Annotated in this window: 9 protein-coding genes and 1 tRNA gene; 7 read left to right on the top strand and 3 right to left on the bottom strand. The window is 73.8% G+C overall.

The window, feature by feature from the left end; all coding sequences use genetic code 11:
- Positions 1 to 38 precede the first annotated feature (38 nt).
- A tRNA-Lys gene (locus ACIGXW_RS16055) sits at positions 39 to 112 on the bottom strand.
- 57 nt (positions 113 to 169) lie between these two features.
- On the opposite strand from ACIGXW_RS16055, the gene ACIGXW_RS16050 reads away from it, so the two are divergent.
- From ACIGXW_RS16050 to ACIGXW_RS16030, 5 genes are all read left to right on the top strand, one after another.
- Entirely contained in the window at positions 170 to 682 is a 513-nt protein-coding gene (locus ACIGXW_RS16050) for a DUF6314 family protein (protein WP_399573547.1), read from the top strand.
- Positions 683 to 693: 11 nt separating this feature from the next.
- A complete protein-coding gene (locus tag ACIGXW_RS16045; RefSeq protein WP_399573546.1) occupies positions 694 to 1,653 on the top strand; it encodes a GlxA family transcriptional regulator in 960 nt (319 codons plus the stop codon).
- Positions 1,654 to 1,782: 129 nt separating this feature from the next.
- On the top strand, positions 1,783 to 3,168 hold the full coding sequence (locus ACIGXW_RS16040) for a TrkH family potassium uptake protein (RefSeq protein ID WP_399573545.1): 1,386 nt from the start codon (positions 1,783 to 1,785) through the stop codon (positions 3,166 to 3,168).
- Positions 3,161 to 3,886: a potassium channel family protein gene (locus tag ACIGXW_RS16035; protein WP_399573544.1), complete on the top strand. Its 726-nt coding sequence runs from the start codon at positions 3,161 to 3,163 to the stop codon at positions 3,884 to 3,886. The genes ACIGXW_RS16040 and ACIGXW_RS16035 overlap by 8 nt, the downstream gene beginning before the upstream one ends.
- 111 nt (positions 3,887 to 3,997) lie before the next feature.
- The gene (locus ACIGXW_RS16030) at positions 3,998 to 6,217 is read left to right on the top strand and encodes an NADP-dependent isocitrate dehydrogenase (RefSeq protein ID WP_399573543.1); all 2,220 of its coding nucleotides are present in this window, start codon (positions 3,998 to 4,000) and stop codon (positions 6,215 to 6,217) included.
- Positions 6,218 to 6,275: 58 nt separating this feature from the next.
- Here ACIGXW_RS16030 and ACIGXW_RS16025 read toward each other — a convergent pair whose 3' ends face one another.
- Both ACIGXW_RS16025 and ACIGXW_RS16020 read right to left on the bottom strand, forming a co-directional pair.
- Positions 6,276 to 7,187, bottom strand: a complete 912-nt coding sequence (locus ACIGXW_RS16025) for a DUF6114 domain-containing protein (protein WP_399573542.1) — start codon at positions 7,185 to 7,187, stop codon at positions 6,276 to 6,278.
- A 50-nt stretch (positions 7,188 to 7,237) separates the two neighbouring features.
- Entirely contained in the window at positions 7,238 to 7,852 is a 615-nt protein-coding gene (locus ACIGXW_RS16020; RefSeq protein WP_399573541.1) for a DUF6230 family protein, read from the bottom strand.
- Between the two features lie 321 nt (positions 7,853 to 8,173).
- Here ACIGXW_RS16020 and ACIGXW_RS16015 point away from each other — a divergent pair, with 321 nt between their 5' ends.
- Together ACIGXW_RS16015 and ACIGXW_RS16010 are read left to right on the top strand one after the other, a co-directional pair.
- The gene (locus tag ACIGXW_RS16015; protein WP_399573540.1) at positions 8,174 to 15,832 is read left to right on the top strand and encodes an SDR family NAD(P)-dependent oxidoreductase; all 7,659 of its coding nucleotides are present in this window, start codon (positions 8,174 to 8,176) and stop codon (positions 15,830 to 15,832) included.
- Entirely contained in the window at positions 15,813 to 16,637 is an 825-nt protein-coding gene (locus ACIGXW_RS16010; protein WP_399573539.1) for a class I SAM-dependent methyltransferase, read from the top strand. The genes ACIGXW_RS16015 and ACIGXW_RS16010 overlap by 20 nt, the downstream gene beginning before the upstream one ends.
- Positions 16,638 to 16,645 lie beyond the last annotated feature (8 nt).

The following is a 16,645-nucleotide window of genomic DNA, read 5'->3' as shown; positions in this document are numbered from 1 at the left end:
AGCCCCCGCCGTCGAACGGCGGGGGCTCTACCTCCGGGTGCGCCGCCAGGGACTCGAACCCCGGACCCGCTGATTAAGAGTCAGCTGCTCTAACCAACTGAGCTAGCGGCGCGCGACATGAATATTACCTGAGGAAATGCGGGTCGCCGACCACGGCGACAATGGCCTGGTGAACAGCATCACCCCTGATCCGGCACCGCATCCGGTACCCGACGTCGCGGCCTATCTGACCGGGCGGTGGACCGTCGACCGCACGCTGGTCGACCTGGCCACCGGGGACCGGGGGACGTTCCGCGGCACGGCCGAGTTCCGGGCGGCCGGGGACGGGGCCGGGCTCGTGCACGTCGAGCGGGGCGAGCTGACCTGGAACGGTGCCGTCAACCAGGCCGGCCGGACGCTCGGGCTGCGTCCGAAGCCGGACGGCACCGCCGACGTCACCTTCGCCGACGGCCGGCCGTTCCACGATCTGGACCTTCGCACGGGCCGCTGGACGGCCCGCCACCCCTGTGCCCGTGATCTCTACGACGGGACGTTCACCGCCCTCTCCCCGGACGAATGGCACCTGCGCTGGCACGCCGCCGGCCCCGCCAAGGACCAGCTGCAGTACTCGGTGTACCGGCGGCAGGCGGGGGGTGCCGTGCGCCGGGCCACCGGCCGTGGCACGAATGCCGCCCCTGCGTAGGATGCGGCCACATGCACATCGTCGCCATCCTCGCCCTCGATGACGTGTCGGGCTTCGATCTGGCCATTCCGTGCCAGGTGTTCGCGCTCGCACGCAAGCCTGACGGCACGCCCGCCTACGAGGTCAGGGTGTGCGCCCAACGGACGGTCACGGCGACCGCGGGGGAGCAGTCCCCCTTCCGTATCTCCGCGCCGTACGGTCTGGCCGGCGTCCGTGACGCCGACACCGTGATCGTCCCCGGCGTCGATCCGCACCGGCCGCCGTCCCCGCGCACCGTGCGGCTCCTGCGCGACGCGGCCGCCGCGGGCGCGCGTGTGGCGTCGATCTGTACGGGGGCGTTCGTGCTCGCGGCGGCCGGGCTGCTCGACGGGCACCGGGCGACCACCCACTGGATGTTCGCCGAGCATTTGGCGAAGTCCTTCCCCGAAGTGGAAGTGGACCCGTCCGTCCTGTTCGTCGACAACGGGCACGTCCTGACCTCCGCCGGCGTCGCCGCGGGGCTCGATCTGTGCCTGCACATGGTGCGACGCGACCACGGCGCCGCGGCGGCCGCCCACACCGCGCGGATGACCGTCATGGCTCCGCAGCGCGCCGGCGGGCAGGCCCAGTTCATCGAGTACCGCGACCCCGCGGGCGACTGCGCCGACCTCGGCCCCACCCTGCAGTGGATGCAGGACAACCTCGACCGGCCGCTGACCGTCGCCGACGTCGCGGCCCGGGCCGCGATGAGCCCGCGCAGCCTCTCCCGGCACTTCCGTGCCCAGACGGGGACCACTGTGCTGCGGTGGCTGCTCCACCGGCGTCTGCAACGGGCCAGGGAGCTGCTCGAGACCACCGACCTCCCGGTGGAGCGGATCTCCCGGGCCGCGGGTTTCGGGTCGATCGAGGCCCTGCGGCACCACTTCGCACGGCACGTCGGCACCACACCGAAGGCATACCGCGCGACCTTCCGGGCGGAGCCCGGCTCCTGACCGCACCGGGAGGCCCGCTCCCACGCCCCTTCCCGCATCCCCACCGATCGGCGCAATGGCCAGGTATGGGCGATATGTGCGGATAGGGTGCGGCCTGGCACCGACGAGTCGACGACGGGAGGTCGGCACGTGGCGGGACGTCCGGCGACGCGGCTGCGGCGGTTGCTGCGGTCGCTGCTCACCGTCCACCCCGCCCGGACCCTCGTCCTGGCCTTCGCGCTGGTGATCCTGGCCGGGGCGGCCCTCCTGGCGCTGCCGCCCGCCGCCGAGCGCGGGGGCGGCACGGGCTGGGTCACCGCGCTGTTCACCTCGACCTCCGCGGTCTGCGTGACCGGACTGGTCACGGTGGACACCGGCACGTACTGGAGCGGCTTCGGCGAAGGCGTCATCCTCCTGCTGATCCAGGTCGGCGGCTTCGGCATCATGACCATGGCCTCGCTGCTGGCGCTCCTGGTCTCCGGCCGGCTGCGGCTGCGGATGCAGCTGACCGCACAGGCGGAGACGAAGAGCCTGGACATCGGCGCCGTACGGCGCGTGCTGCTCGGCGTCGCCGGCTCCACCCTGGTCGTGGAGGCCGGCGTGGGCGCGATCCTCGCCCTGCGCTTCCACTTCGGGTACGGCGAGGACGCCGACGACGCCACCTACCTCGGGTTCTTCCACGCCGTCTCGGCCTTCAACAACGCCGGCTTCGGACTGCGCGCCGACAACCTCGTCCCGTACGCCCGGGACCCGTGGGTGACGCTGCCGGTCGCGGGCGCCGTCATCCTCGGCGGGCTCGGCTTCCCCGTCCTGCTGGAGCTGGTGCGCCACCGGCGCCGCAGGCGCACCACCGGCAAGCGCAACTGGTCGCTGCACACCAAGCTCACCCTGCTCACCAGCGTGCTGCTGCTGGCCGTCGGCACCGTGCTGACCTGCCTGCTGGAATGGACCAACCCCGGGACGCTGCGCCCCTTCGACTGGGACGAGAAGGTCCTCAACGGCTTCTTCCACTCGGCGGTGAGCCGCACCGCCGGCTTCAACGCCCTCGACATCGGCGCCCTGCGGCCGTCGACGCTCCTGGCGACCTGCATGCTGATGTTCGTCGGCGGCGGCAGCGCGGGCACCGCCGGCGGGATCAAGGTCACGACCTTCGCCGTCCTGGCCGTCGCCATGCTCGCCGAGGTCCGCGGCGAGCCCGCGGCCGAGGTCATGGGGCGGCGCCTGGGGCCGTCCGTGCTCCGCCAGGCCGTCACCGTCGCCCTGCTGGGCGTGGGCCTGGTGGTGGTCGCCACCCTGGCGCTCCTCACCGTCTCCGGCATGCCGCTGGCGGCGGTGCTGTTCGAGATCGTCTCGGCCTTCGGCACCGTGGGCCTGTCGACCGGCATCACCCCGGACCTCCCCACGTCCGGCCAGTTCATCCTCATCGCCCTGATGTTCGTCGGCCGGCTCGGGCCCGTCACCTTGGTGTCGGCCCTGGCGCTGCGCGAACGCCGTCGCCGCTACCAGCTACCCGAGGAGCGACCCGTCATTGGCTGATCACCCCAACCCCCTCCGCCGACGCCTGCGCCGCACCGAACGAGGCGCCCGGCGGGCCCGCCCCACCGGGGACCAGCGGATCGCCGTGATCGGCCTCGGCCGGTTCGGCAGCTCGCTCGCCCACGAACTGATGCGCCGCGGCTGGGACGTGCTGGGCGTGGACACCGACCCCCGGCTGGTCCAGAAGCTCAGCGAGGAGATCACCCACGCCGCGACGGCCGACTGCACCGACCCGATGGCCCTCCAGCAGCTCGGCGTGCACGACTTCACCAGCACCGTCGTCGGCATCGGCACCGACGTCGAGGCCAGCATCCTGGTCACCGCCAACCTCCTGGAGGTGGGCGTGCCCAACATCTGGGCCAAGGCCATCAGCCGGCAGCACGGCCGGATCCTGGAACGGCTCGGCGCCCACCACGTCGTCCTCCCCGAGCACGACATGGGCGAGCGCGTCGCCCACCTGGTGGCCGGCCGGATGCTGGACTTCATCGAATTCGACGACGACTACGCCCTGGCCAAGACCGGCGCCCCGGGCGTCGTCACCGGGCTGCCCCTCGGCGAGAGCCACGTCCGCAGCAAGTACGGGGTGACGGTCGTCGGCATCAAACGGCCCGGCCAGGACTTCACCCACGCCACGGCCGAGACCGTCGTCGAACCCGGCGACATCCTCGTCGTCACCGGCAGGACGACGGCGGTGGAAGGCTTCGCCGAGCTCGGTTAGGCCGCCTGCCCGGGCCGCGCCTCCGCCGTCGGCGGGGGCAGGGCCGAGGGAGCGGCGCCCAGGGGATATCTTGATGTCGAGCAATGTTACAGACGTGAAGCGGAGCACCCGGTGACTGACTCGACCATCATCTACACCCACACCGACGAGGCCCCGGCCTTGGCGACGTACTCGTTCCTGCCCGTGGTCGAGGCCTACGCCTCGACGGCCGGGGTCACGGTGGAGAGCCGGGACATCTCCCTGGCCGGGCGGATCATCGCCAGCTTCCCGGAGCGTCTCGAGGAGGGCCAGCGCATCGACGACGCGCTCGCCGAGCTCGGTGAGCTGGCGAAGACCCCCGGGGCGAACATCATCAAGCTGCCGAACATCTCGGCCTCGATTCCGCAGCTCAAGGCCGCGATCGCCGAGCTGCAGCAGCAGGGCTACGCGCTGCCGGACTACCCGGACGACCCGAAGACCGACGAGGAGCGCGACGTCCGCGCCCGTTACGACAAGGTCAAGGGCAGCGCCGTCAACCCGGTCCTGCGCGAGGGCAACTCCGACCGCCGTGCCCCCGCGTCGGTCAAGAACTACGCCAAGGCGCACCCGCACCGCATGGGCGCCTGGACGTCCGAGTCGAAGACGAACGTCGCCACCATGGGCGTCGACGACTTCCGCTCCACCGAGAAGTCCGCGGTCATCGCCGAGGCCGGCACGCTGCGCATCGAGCTCTCCGGTGACGACGGCTCCACCACCGTCCTGCGCGAGTCGGTGCCGGTCCTCGCGGGCGAGGTCGTCGACGCGTCCGTCATGCGCGTCGCGGCGCTGCGCGAGTTCCTCACGGCGCAGGTCGCCCGCGCCAAGGCCGAGGGCGTGCTGTTCTCCGTGCACCTGAAGGCCACGATGATGAAGGTCTCCGACCCGATCATCTTCGGCCACGTGGTCCGCGCCTTCTTCCCGAAGACGTTCGCGCAGTACGGCGAGCAGCTCGCCGCCGCGGGCCTGACCCCGAACGACGGCCTCGGCGGCATCTTCAAGGGCCTGGAGGCCCTGCCCGAGGGCGCCGCGATCAAGGCCTCCTTCGACGCCGAGCTCGCCGAGGGCCCCGCCCTGGCGATGGTCGACTCCGACAAGGGCATCACCAACCTGCACGTCCCGAGCGACGTCATCGTCGACGCCTCCATGCCGGCGATGATCCGCACCTCCGGTCACATGTGGGGCCCGGACGGCCAGGAGGCCGACACCCTCGCGGTCCTCCCGGACAGCAGCTACTCCGGCGTCTACCAGGTCGTCCTCGACGACTGCCGCGCCAACGGCGCCTTCGACCCGTCGACCATGGGCTCGGTGCCCAACGTCGGTCTGATGGCGCAGAAGGCCGAGGAGTACGGCAGCCACGACAAGACCTTCGAGGTCCCCGCCACGGGCACCGTGCGCGTCGTCGACGGGGCCGGCAATGTCGTCCTCGAGCAGGTCGTGGGCGCCGGCGACATCTTCCGCATGTGCCAGACCAAGGACGCGCCGATCCAGGACTGGGTCAAGCTCGCCGTCACCCGCGCCCGCGCCACCGGCGACCCGGCCGTGTTCTGGCTCGACGAGGGCCGCGCCCACGACGCGCAGCTGATCGAGAAGGTCCGCACCTACCTCGCCGAGCACGACACCGAGGGCCTGCAGATCGAGATCATGTCGCCGGTCGAGGCCACCGCGTTCTCCCTGGAGCGCATCCGCCGCGGCGAGAACACCATCTCCGTCACCGGCAACGTCCTGCGCGACTACCTGACCGACCTCTTCCCGATCCTGGAGCTCGGCACGAGCGCCAAGATGCTCTCGGTCGTCCCCCTCATGAACGGTGGCGGTCTCTTCGAGACCGGTGCCGGCGGCTCCGCCCCGAAGCACGTGCAGCAGCTGGTCAAGGAGAACTACCTGCGCTGGGACAGCCTGGGCGAGTTCCTCGCCCTCGCGGTCAGCTTCGAGCACCTCGCGCAGACCACGGGCAACGCGCGCGCCCAGGTCCTCGCCGACACCCTCGACCGCGCGACCGCCACGTTCCTCAACGAGGACAAGTCGCCGAGCCGCCGCCTCGGTGGCATCGACAACCGCGGCAGCCACTTCTACCTGGCGCTGTACTGGGCCCAGGAGCTGGCCAAGCAGACCGACGACGCCCAGCTCGCGCAGGCGTTCTCGGCGCTGGCCGCGACGCTGACCGAGCAGGAGCAGGCGATCGTCGACGAGCTGATCGCCGTGCAGGGCCAGCCGGTCGAGATCGGCGGCTACTACCAGCCCGACGCCGCCAAGGCCTCGGCCGTGATGCGTCCGTCGAAGACCTTCAACGAGGCCATCGCGACCCTCGGCTGATCCGAGACGGCACCGCGTTCCGCCCCGGTCGGCACCCGCCGACCGGGGCGGTCCCGTATCACCGCCCCTCCACCGGGGCCGTCCCGATGCGCAGCCCGTCCGCGACGATCGTGCCGCTGGTGACGAGGGCCTGCTCGGCGTCGACGTCCGTCAGGAAGACGAAGGGCGGCACGACCGGCGGCACGGGCAGCGTGTCGGGGGTGAACGTGGTGCACACCAGGCCCTGGACGCAGCCGCTGAACCGGGTGAGGTAGAGCGTGACGTCACCGCTCAGGTGCAGTTCGGCCACGTCGAGGGCGAACTCGGCCCCGCCGTCGTGGGTCCGCAGCCGGTAGTCGGACAGCGAGGCCGCCCGCATGCGCAGCACCATGACCCGGCGCGGGCCGTCATCGGTACGCACCTCCTCGACCCCGGCCAGGGTGAGGCCGCGGGGGGCGAAGCGCGTGGTGGTCACCGTCGGCGGCGTACGGGGCGCCGTGACGGCCGCGGGCACCCGGTCCGCCCGCTGGGGGACCGTCGGACCGGCCAGCAGTACGACGGGCAGCACGGCCGCGAGGCTCCTGGGCGGGCCCCCGGGACGCAGGGGGGCCGGCTCGGGGGAGTGCGGCTGCGGGGGCTCCGGCGCGGGCGCCGGCGTCCAGGCGAAGCCCATCGCGCCGCCCGCGATGCCCAGCAGCGCGCCGAGGAGGAAACCGCCGAGGTTGGTGGCCGCGAAGGACACCACCGCAAGGATCACCGCGTGGATGCCCACGTAGTGCCGGGTGTGCGGAAGGAACCACAGGAACAGACCGGCGGCCGCCAGCGCGGCCCCGATGCCCAGGGCCGCGATGCCGCCGAGCCCCAGCCCGACCAGCACCGTCCACGGCGCGAGCGGGACGACGAGCAGTTCGGCGCCGCCCAGGATCAGCAGGGCCCCTGCCCAGAACGGGCGGGTGCGCCGCCAGCCGCGCAGGGCCCGCGCGAGGCGCACGGCGCGCGCCCTCGGCGGCGGGTCGGAGGGGCCGTGGCCCGGTGCCGTCCTCAGAAGCACGTCCGGCCGTCGAGGCTCACATCGAGGCTGAGCCCTTTGAGGCGGAAGTCGCCGCCGGTGGCGGACCAGGCGTGCGACTTCACTCCGCTCACCGTGACATCGGCGGCCTGCAGGCCGAACCGCCCCGGCTCACCCCTGATGCCGGGCACCCGGTCCAGCGTGGAGGCGTCCCGGCCGATCTGCACATCGCCGAACTCCGCGTCACCGGCGAGGTCCTGGCTGTGCAGGACCAGATTGCGCACGGCCACCTGACCGGCCTTGCCGCCGGCCGTCAGCTTGAACACCACGGCTCCCACGGGGGTGTCGATCCGGGCGGACTGGCAGATGTCCGACAGCCGGGCGTCGCCGATGCCGAGCAGGGCACCGGCGTGGCCCTCCCCGTCGGCGGCCCGGGCGACGTCGACGAACGAGGCCAGCCCCTTGCTCGAGAGCCGGCCCGACGACACCTGAAAGGCCTTGCCCGACACCGCGAAGGACGACGCCAGCACGCCCTGCGCCATCCCGACGGACATCGCCGCCACGGCCGCCACGGCCGGGAGGGCGACAAGTGCCGCCTTCCCCCAGGCCGTTCCGCCCTCGGCCGGCCTCCGTCCTGTGCGGCTCACGGTGCCCCCTCGTCGGTCCTCGTCAGCCCCGCGTCGGCGCCAAAGGGTTGGATGCCCACAAGAGGGACGGCCACCCCTGCGCCGGCATCACCCACTCGAATGAGTTCGGGGCGTCGGCGGCCGCCGACGACCGGACGGCCACCCCCGCACTCGCGATGCCCCAAGTCCCTGCTCCCACAGGGCGCGTGGCGGATATTCGCCCGCGCTTTCGCGTGGTTCATACGAAGGGGGCATTGTCCGTTTGCGCCCGTTCCGGAAGGCAACTGATATCAGCGTCGCGTCGCGACCGGTTGCGCTCTGCTGGGGAAAGGGCTGAGAACCATGGGCGTTGACGGATACGGAACGGTCCCCGCCGGCGAGCTGATCGCGGTGGTGGGCGCCTCCTGCCGGCTTCCCGGCGGCATCACGGACCTCGACGAACTGTGGCAGGCGCTGCGCGAGGGCCGCGACCTCATCACCGCCGTACCGGCCGACCGCTTCGACGCCACACGGTTCGTCGACCCGTCGATGCCCCGCCCGGGGAAGAGCTACACCGACGCGGGCGGCTTCCTCGACGACATCGGCGGCTTCGACGCCGACTACTTCGGCATCTCGCCGAAGGAGGCCGCGCAGATGGACCCCCAGCAGCGGCTCCTGCTGGAACTGGCCGCCGAGGCGTGCGACGACGCGGGCCTGTGCCCGCGGAAGCTGGCCGGATCCGACACGGCCGTGTTCGTGGGCATCTCCGACCACTCCTACGGCGCGCTGCAGCTGCTCATGACCGAGAGCGTCAACGCGTACACCATGTCCGGCGCCGCCTCGTCGATCGCCGCGAACCGGATCTCCCACTTCCTGGACCTGCGCGGCCCGAGCCTGGCCGTGGACACCGCCTGCTCGTCCTCGCTCGTGGCGCTCGTCCAGGCCTGCCGGAGCCTGCGGACGGGAGAGGGCCGCGCCGCGCTGGTCGGTGGCGTGAACCTGCTGCTGAGCCCCTATCACTACGTGGGCTTCTCCCAGGCGTCGATGCTCTCACCGACCGGCCGGTGCCGGTCGTTCTCCGCCGGCGCCGACGGCTACGTGCGCGCCGAGGGCGGCGGAGTGGTCGTCTTGAAGCGGCTGACCGACGCGATGGCCGACGGGGACCGCGTCCACGCCGTGATCGTGGACAGCGGATCCAACAGCGACGGCCGCACCCCGGGCCTGGCGCTGCCCCGCAGGGAGACCCAGGAGAGCCTGCTGCGGCTGCTGTACGACCGGGCGGGCGTCGCCCCCGACGACCTCGCCTACCTGGAGGCGCACGGCACCGGGACCCCGGTCGGCGACCCCATCGAGTGCGAGGCCATCGGCCGCGCCCTGGGCAGCCGCCGCACCCGCGGCGAGCTCCCGATCGGCTCGGTCAAGTCCAACCTCGGGCACCTGGAGCCCGCCTCCGGCATCGCGGGCCTGCTGAAGGCCCTGCTCGTGCTGCGGCACGGCGTCATCCCCCCGACCCTGCACGCCGAACCGCCCAACCCCCACGTCGACTTCACGGCGCTGCGGCTGACGCCGGCGCTGGACTGCCGGGAGGCGGACATCGGCCGGCGCAGCGTGGTGGGGGTCAACTCCTTCGGATTCGGCGGCGCCAACGCGCACGTGATCCTCGCACCGCCGCCGCCCGTCACCGCCCCTGCCGTGGCCCCGCCGGACACGGCCCGCCCCGTGGTCGTCTCCGCCCGGACCCACGACGCGCTCGCCGAAGCGGTCCGCCGCACCGCGGCCCGCATGGCGCAGGCCGACCCCCGGGAGTTCTACGACCTGGCGTACACCGCCTGCCTGCGCCGCGGCAAGCACCCCCACCGCGCCGCCGTGCTCGCCACCGACCCCGCCGACGCCGCCGCCCGGCTCACCGCGCTCGCCGGGCAACTCGCGGCCCCGGACGAACCGGCGGCGGCCGGGACCCCGCCGGAGCCCGAACGGACGGCGTCCACCCCGGCCGGGCAGCGCACCGCGGTAGCAGAAGGCGTCGGCCGCGGGCGCGTCGTCTTCGCGTTCTCCGGCAACGGCGCGCAGTGGGCCGGCATGGGCGTCGACCTGCTCGCCAAGGATCCGGTGTTCAGGGAAGCCGTCGAGGGCGTCGACGCGTTGCTGTCCCCGCACACCGGATGGTCGGTGGTGTGCGCCCTCACCGACCCCTCGCTCGCGACGCGCATGGCCGCCACCGACGTCTCCCAGCCCCTGCTGTTCGCCGTGCAGATCGCCCTGGTCGAGGTGCTGCGGCGCCGGGGCGTCGAACCGGCCGCCGTGGTGGGGCACAGCGTCGGCGAGATCGCGGCGGCCCATGTGGCGGGCGCCCTGACCCTGGCCGAGGCCGCCCGCGTGATCGCGGCCCGCGGACGCGCCCAGGCCGCCACCGCCGGGGCCGGGCGCATGGCCGCCGTGTCCCTGCCGCGGGAGAGGGCCGAGAAGGCGGTCGAGGCCCACCCCGGGCTCACGGTCGCCTGTGTGAACACCGGCCGCGACGTCACGGTCTCGGGCCCCGCGGACCGGCTCGCCGCACTCGCCGACGAGCTCGCCCGCGACGGCGTCGCCTGCACCGTCCTCGACGTCGACTACGCCTTCCACAGCCCCGCCATGGACCCCGTCCGGCCACCCCTGACGGCCGCCCTCGCGGGGCTGCGCCCCACACCCGTCCGCATCCCGATGGTCTCCACCGTCACCGGCGGCGCCGTCGAAGGCACCGAACTGGACGCCGCGTACTGGTGGCGCAACGTACGCGAACCCGTCCTGTTCGCCCCGGCGGTGCAGTACCTCCTGGGCCGGGGGTACGACGTCTTCGTCGACATCGGCCCGCACCCGGTCCTGCGGCCCTACCTGCGCAGGCTGACGGAGAAGCGCACCGCCCCCGTGGCCGTCGTGCCCACCCTCGCCAAGGACGCCGGGGGACCGGCGGCGCTGGACACCGCCGTCGCCGCGCTGGCCGCCGCCGGCGCCGACCTGGCCTGGGACGTCCACTTCCCCGTCCCCGGACGCGTCGCCGGCCTGCCCGCTTACCCCTGGCAGCGGCAGCGGCACTGGAACGGATCCCCCGGCGCCTGGGCCGGCAACTTCCGCGACGGGGGAGTGGACCATCCCCTGCTCGGCGACCGGATGCCGCTGTACGAACCCACCTGGCGCGGCGCCGTCGAGCCCGTGCTCGTCCCCTGGCTCGCCGACCACCGGGTCGGCGGCTCGGTCGTCGTACCCGCCACCGGCTACGCCGAAATGGCGCTGGCGGCGGGCCGGCGGGTGCTGGGCGCCCGGGCGGAGCTGGCCCACCTGGAGATCACCCGGGCGCTCCCCGTCCCCTGGCAGAACCCCGCCGGCACGCACCTCTACGTCCAGCTGTCCCCCGACGACGGCGCCGTGACCGTCACCAGCGCCGTCGGACGCGCGGGAGACCCCGTGCACCACGCCCGCGGCCGGGTGCGCCGGCTGCTGCGCCCCCGGCCCGGCCCCGTCGACGTCACGGCGGTCCGCGAGCGCTGCGGGCGGCAGGCGGACCCGCAGGAGCTCTATGCGACCGTCGCCGCAGCCGGGCTCGACTACGGACCGGCCTTCCGGACCCTGCGCACCCTGCACGCAGGAGACGGCGAAGTCCTCGCCGCCTACCGGCACGAGGCGCCCTCCGGTGACTACGAGATCCACCCGGCCCTGCTGGACGGGGCGCTGCAGGCCGGCCTCCCGCTGATGAACGGCGACCTGCGACGCCGGCACGCCTTCCTGCCCGGCGCGATCGACGCCCTCCGCGTCTGGCAGGCGCCCCCCGACCACGGCCTGTTCCACTTGCGCGAGCGCGGCCGCACGTGGACGGAGATCTGCTGGGACGTCACCGTCACGGACCCCGACGGCACCGTCATGGCCGAGCTGGAGGGATGCCGGCTGCGGCGCTTCGACGGCCTGCGGGGGACCCCCCTGAGCCGCCACGCCGGCGTCATGCGGGCCCAGCCCCACGCGGACGTCCCCGCCGCCCCCTCACCCCTGCCCGCGCCGGCGGACATCCTGGCCGCCGCGCAGCCGCGCATCGACGAACTGCGAGCGGCGTGGCGGGAATTGCGCTACGCGCGGGCGCGGCAGTCGCACAAACACGTCGTGGCGCTCGGATTCGCGGAGTTCGTCGCCGGGGATCTGCCCGACGCCACGGCCTCCTTCACCCCGGACGCGATCCTCGGCCCGGACGCGGCCCCGCACCTGCGCCGGCTGACCGCATTCCTGCTGGACTTCCTCGAACGCCGCGGCCTGGCACGGCACGAGCAGGGCGGCACGTGGCGGCTGACCGCGCGCGAGACGACGTCACAGGAGGCGGCCCAGGGGCTGGTGCGCGACTTCCCGGCCTACGCGGCCGAGGCCGCCCTGTCGTCCAGCCACGCACGGAGCCTGGCAGAGGTGTTGCGGGGCACGAAGGACCCGCTGGAGTTCCTCGCCGAAGGCGGCACGGAACTGGTGGAGCACTTCTTCGACATCGCCCCGTGGTACCGCTTCCACAACCGCCTGGCCCAGGCGCTCCTGACGGCCATGACCGGTCACTGGCCCGCCGACCGGCCCCTGCGCGTCCTGGAGATCGGCGCCGGCACGGGCGGGACCACCGCGGCCCTCCTGCCGCTGCTGCCGCCCGAACGCACCCGCTACGTCTTCACCGACCTCTCCCCGCTCTTCCTCGGCCGGGCCGAGAAACGGTTCGCTGCCTACGACTTCGTCGACTACCGCACGTACGACCTGGACACCGACCCCGCCGAACAGGGACTGACCGACGGCGGCTTCGACCTGATCGTGGCGTCCAACGCCCTGCACACCGCCAAGGACCTGCGCGGCTCCCTCGCCCGGGTGCGCCGCCTCCTGGCCCCCCGGGGACAGCTCCTGGTGATCGAGCAGCACGACGCCGACAGCATCGCGCTCTTCTTCGGCGCCCTGGAGAGCTTCTGGAGCCGCACCGACCACGACCTGCGGCCCGACACCCTGCTGCTGCCGGCCGCACGGTGGCCGCGGCTGCTGCGCGAGTGCGGCTTCACCGACGTGGTCCGCACCGATGAAGGGCGCCGCGTCGCCGACGCCCACGGATCCGTCCTGCTGGCCGCCGCCCCCGAACGCCCCGTACCCACGACGGCCCTGCCGGCCGCGGACGAGGCGGCGGTATGGATCGTCGCCGGCGAGAGCACCGGCGACCGGGCCCTGCCCGACGCGGTGGCCGGCGCACTCGGGAGCGCGGGCGGCCGCGTCCTGCGGGCCCCCGCCGCGGCCGGCACCCGCCGGGAATGGGAAGAACTGCTCCCCGGCGACGCGGCCGCCGTCACCGTCGTCCTGCTCCTGGACGGCGACGACACCACCGAGCCGTCCCCCGAGGACCTGCTCGACGTCACCACCCGTCGCGCGGCGGTGCTCCGGGCCCTCGCGGCCGCCTGCGAAGGGCTGCCGGAGGGGGTCCGTCCCACTCTGTGGCTGGTGTCCCGCCCCAGCGGCGCCCTGCCCGCCCCCGAACGCCCCGCGGCCCCCCTCGACGCGGCCGCCTGGGGCATCACCCGCACGCTGGCCAACGAACACCCCCGGCTGACGGTGCGCCGGCTCTCCCTGGAACGCACCGGCGACGACCCCGCCGGGGACGGCCACCGCGTGGCCCGGGAACTGCTCACCCCGACCGACGAGGACGAGATCGCCCTCACGGCCCGCGGCCGCTTCGTCCCCCGCGCGGTGGACGTGAGCGAGACCCCGCAAGGCACCGCCGACAGCCGCGAGGTGCCCGCCTACGCACTGGAGGTCCGCGACCCGGGGCTCGCCTACCGGCTCGCCTGGACCGAGACCGGGGCCCCCGCCGCACCCGGCCCCGGCGAAGTGGTCGTCGCCGTGCGCGCCGCGGCACTGAACTACCGCGACCTGATGCAGACGGTCGGCGTCCTGCCCCCCGTCGAGGGGGCCCAGCGGCCGGCCCGGCAGCCCGGACCCGGCATGGAATGCGCGGGCGTCGTCGAAGCGACCGGCCCCGGCGTGAGCACGGTCGCACCGGGCGACCGCGTCTTCGGCCTGGCGCCCGGCACGTTCGCCTCCCACGTCGTCACCACCGAACACGCCCTCGGCCGGATGCCGGACAGGATGACCTTCACCGAGGCCGCGACCCTGCCCGTGGTCTTCCTCACCGTCCACTACGCGCTGGGACACCTGGCCCGGCTCTCGGCCGGCGAGACGGTGCTGGTGCACGGGGGCACGGGCGGCGTCGGACTCGCCGCGCTCCAGTACGCCCGCAGGCGCGGCGCGCACGTCATCGCCACCGCGGGCAACGGCGTCAAGCGCGACCTGCTGCGCGTGCTGGGAGTCGAGCACGTCCTCGACTCCCGGGCCCTGCGTTTCGCCGAGGACGTACGCGAGCTCACCGGCGGCCGCGGCGTCGACGTCGTGCTGAACTCCCTGGCCGGCGAGGCCATCGCACGCGGCCTCGAGGCCCTGCGCCCGGGCGGCCGCTTCATCGAGCTGGGCAAGCGCGACATCCACGAGGACAAGCCGCTGCGGCTGCGCCCGTTCGACAAGAACATCGCGTTCTTCGGCGTCGACCTCAGCCGGCTCCTCCACGACCCCGAACTGGCCATGAAACAGTTCGCCGAGGTCGCCTCCCTGGTGCGGTGCGGCCGCTACCGGCCCCTGCTGCACAGCGTCCACCCGGCCGCGCGCGTCACCGAGGCGTTCCGGCTCATGCAGCACTCACGGCACATCGGCAAGGTCGTGGTCGCCTTCGACGACCTGGACGAGCCCTTCAGGGTCGAACGCACCGTACGCCCGGCGCGCCTCGACCCCCGGGGCACCTATCTGGTGACGGGCGGCCTCGGCGGCTTCGGAGCCGCGACCGCCCGCTGGCTGGCCGCCCGCGGCGCGCGTCACCTCGCCCTCGTCGGCCGCAGGGGCGCCGACTCGCCCGAGGCCCCGGCCCTGTTGGCCGAGCTGGCCGACCGGGGCGTCGAGGCACGGGCCCACGCCCTGGACGTCTGCGACGCCGCCCGGATCCGCGAGGTCGTCGCGGAGGCCGAGGCACGGGGGCGCCCGCTGCGCGGAGTCGTCCACTCCGCGATGTACCTGGACGACGGCTTCCTGGCCGAGCTCTCCGACGAGCGGTTCCGGGCCGGCCTCGCCGCCAAGATCGGCGGCGGAGCGGTCCTCGACGCCGTGACCCGCAGCAGCACCCTCGACCTGTTCCTGGCGTACTCCTCGGCCGTCGCCGCCGTCGGCCACCTCGCCCAGTCCAGCTACGTGGCGGGCAACCTCTACCTGGAGGCGCTGGCCCGCAGGCGCCGCCACGACGGCCTGCCCGCGACGGCCGTCGCCCTGGGAGCCCTCGGCGGGACCGGCTACGTCGCCCGCAACAACCTCGTGGACACCATGAGCCAGGTGGGCATCGAACCGGTCATGCCCCAGGAGGCGTTCGAGGTCGTGGAGGAGTTCCTCACGGGCGACCGGGACGTGGCGGGGACCGGCCGCTACAACTGGATCACGCTGCGCGGCCTCCTGCGGACCGTGGGCGTGCCGCGCTTCGCCGACCTGGTCCCCGCGCTGGGCGGCGACCGGGCCCCGACCCGGGACGAGATCCTCGCCAAGCTCTCCGGGATGACGCCCGGGCAATCCCAGAAGTACATCGCCGACTCCCTCGCCAAGGTCCTCGCCGACGTCGCCCAGCTGCCCGTCGAGAAGATCGACCACCACCGCAGGATCGACACCTACGGCATCGACTCCCTGATGGCCACCGAGGTCCTCACCTCGCTCCGGCAGCAGTACGACGTCGACATCCCGCCCATGGAACTGCTGCGCAGCGACGGCACGATCGCCGACATCGCCCGCATCATCCACCTGCGGCTCGGCCTGTCCACCGCCGGGGACGGCGACGCACCGCAGCGGCGGATCCCGCCGCAGCGCACCGAACCGAAGGCACTGGAGGCACCGAAGGAACCCGAGCCCGGGAGCGCGTACGTGCCTGACGGGGAGCGGGGCGATGCCGGCGCAGCGGGGTGACGGCCTTCCCGACGACTTCTACGCCCTGTGGCTGGACCGGACGATGACCTACTCCTGCGCCCTGTGGGCCGACGGCGACACCCTCGAGGACGCCCAGATCCGCAAGATCGACTACCTCGCGGCGCAGGCGGGGGCGGGCGGGGCCGCCCGTGTGCTGGACATCGGCTGCGGATGGGGCGGCACCCTGGAGCGCCTGGTGCGCACCCACGGCGTCGGGCATGCCGTCGGCCTCACCCTCGACCGGCGGCAGGCCGCCCGGGCACGGCAGCGGGCGGCCCGCTGCGAGGTACGGCTGGAGGGCTGGGCGGATCACCGGCCGGACGCACGGTACGACGCGATCCTGTGCGCCGGGGCGTTCGAGCACATCGCCGGACTGGAGCTGTCCCGCGAGGAGAAGGTCGCCGGCTACCGCGCCTTCTTCACCCGGTGCCGCTCGTGGCTGCGGCCCGGCGGCCGGCTCTGCCTCGAGACCGTGGCCGCGGGATACCCGCCGGACGGCCCGCAGGCGGCCCGGGACGCGGTGCTCACGGCGCTCACGCTCTTCCCCGGCGCCCAGCCGCCGGGCCTGGCGGAGATCCACGAGGCGAGTTCCGGCGTCCTGACGTGCGTCCGGGTGCGCAACGACCACGAGGACTACGCCCCCACCTGCCGCTGCTGGCTGGAGCGGCTGCTCGCCTCCAGGGCGCGGGCCGCAGCCCTCGTCGGCGACGAGACGACGGCGGACCACGAACGGTGTCTACGGGCGTCGGTGCGGCTGTTCGAGCAGGGCCACGCGAGCCTGCTGCGCTTCACCTTCCGGCGGTGAGAGCGGGA

The sequence above is a fragment of the Streptomyces sp. NPDC053079 genome (genome assembly GCF_044546695.1).
Lineage (GTDB): Bacteria > Actinomycetota > Actinomycetes > Streptomycetales > Streptomycetaceae > Streptomyces.
This window is presented reverse-complemented; position numbering and strand designations above follow the sequence as displayed.

What these genes read in the sequence shown, in the direction of transcription:
- ACIGXW_RS16045 (WP_399573546.1), top strand. Translation starts at nt 694, where the DNA reads ATGCACATCGTCGCCATCCTCGCCCTCGATGACGTGTCGGGCTTCGAT.
- ACIGXW_RS16015 (WP_399573540.1), top strand. Translation starts at nt 8,174, where the DNA reads ATGGGCGTTGACGGATACGGAACGGTCCCCGCCGGCGAGCTGATCGCG.
- ACIGXW_RS16010 (WP_399573539.1), top strand. Translation starts at nt 15,813, where the DNA reads ATGCCGGCGCAGCGGGGTGACGGCCTTCCCGACGACTTCTACGCCCTG.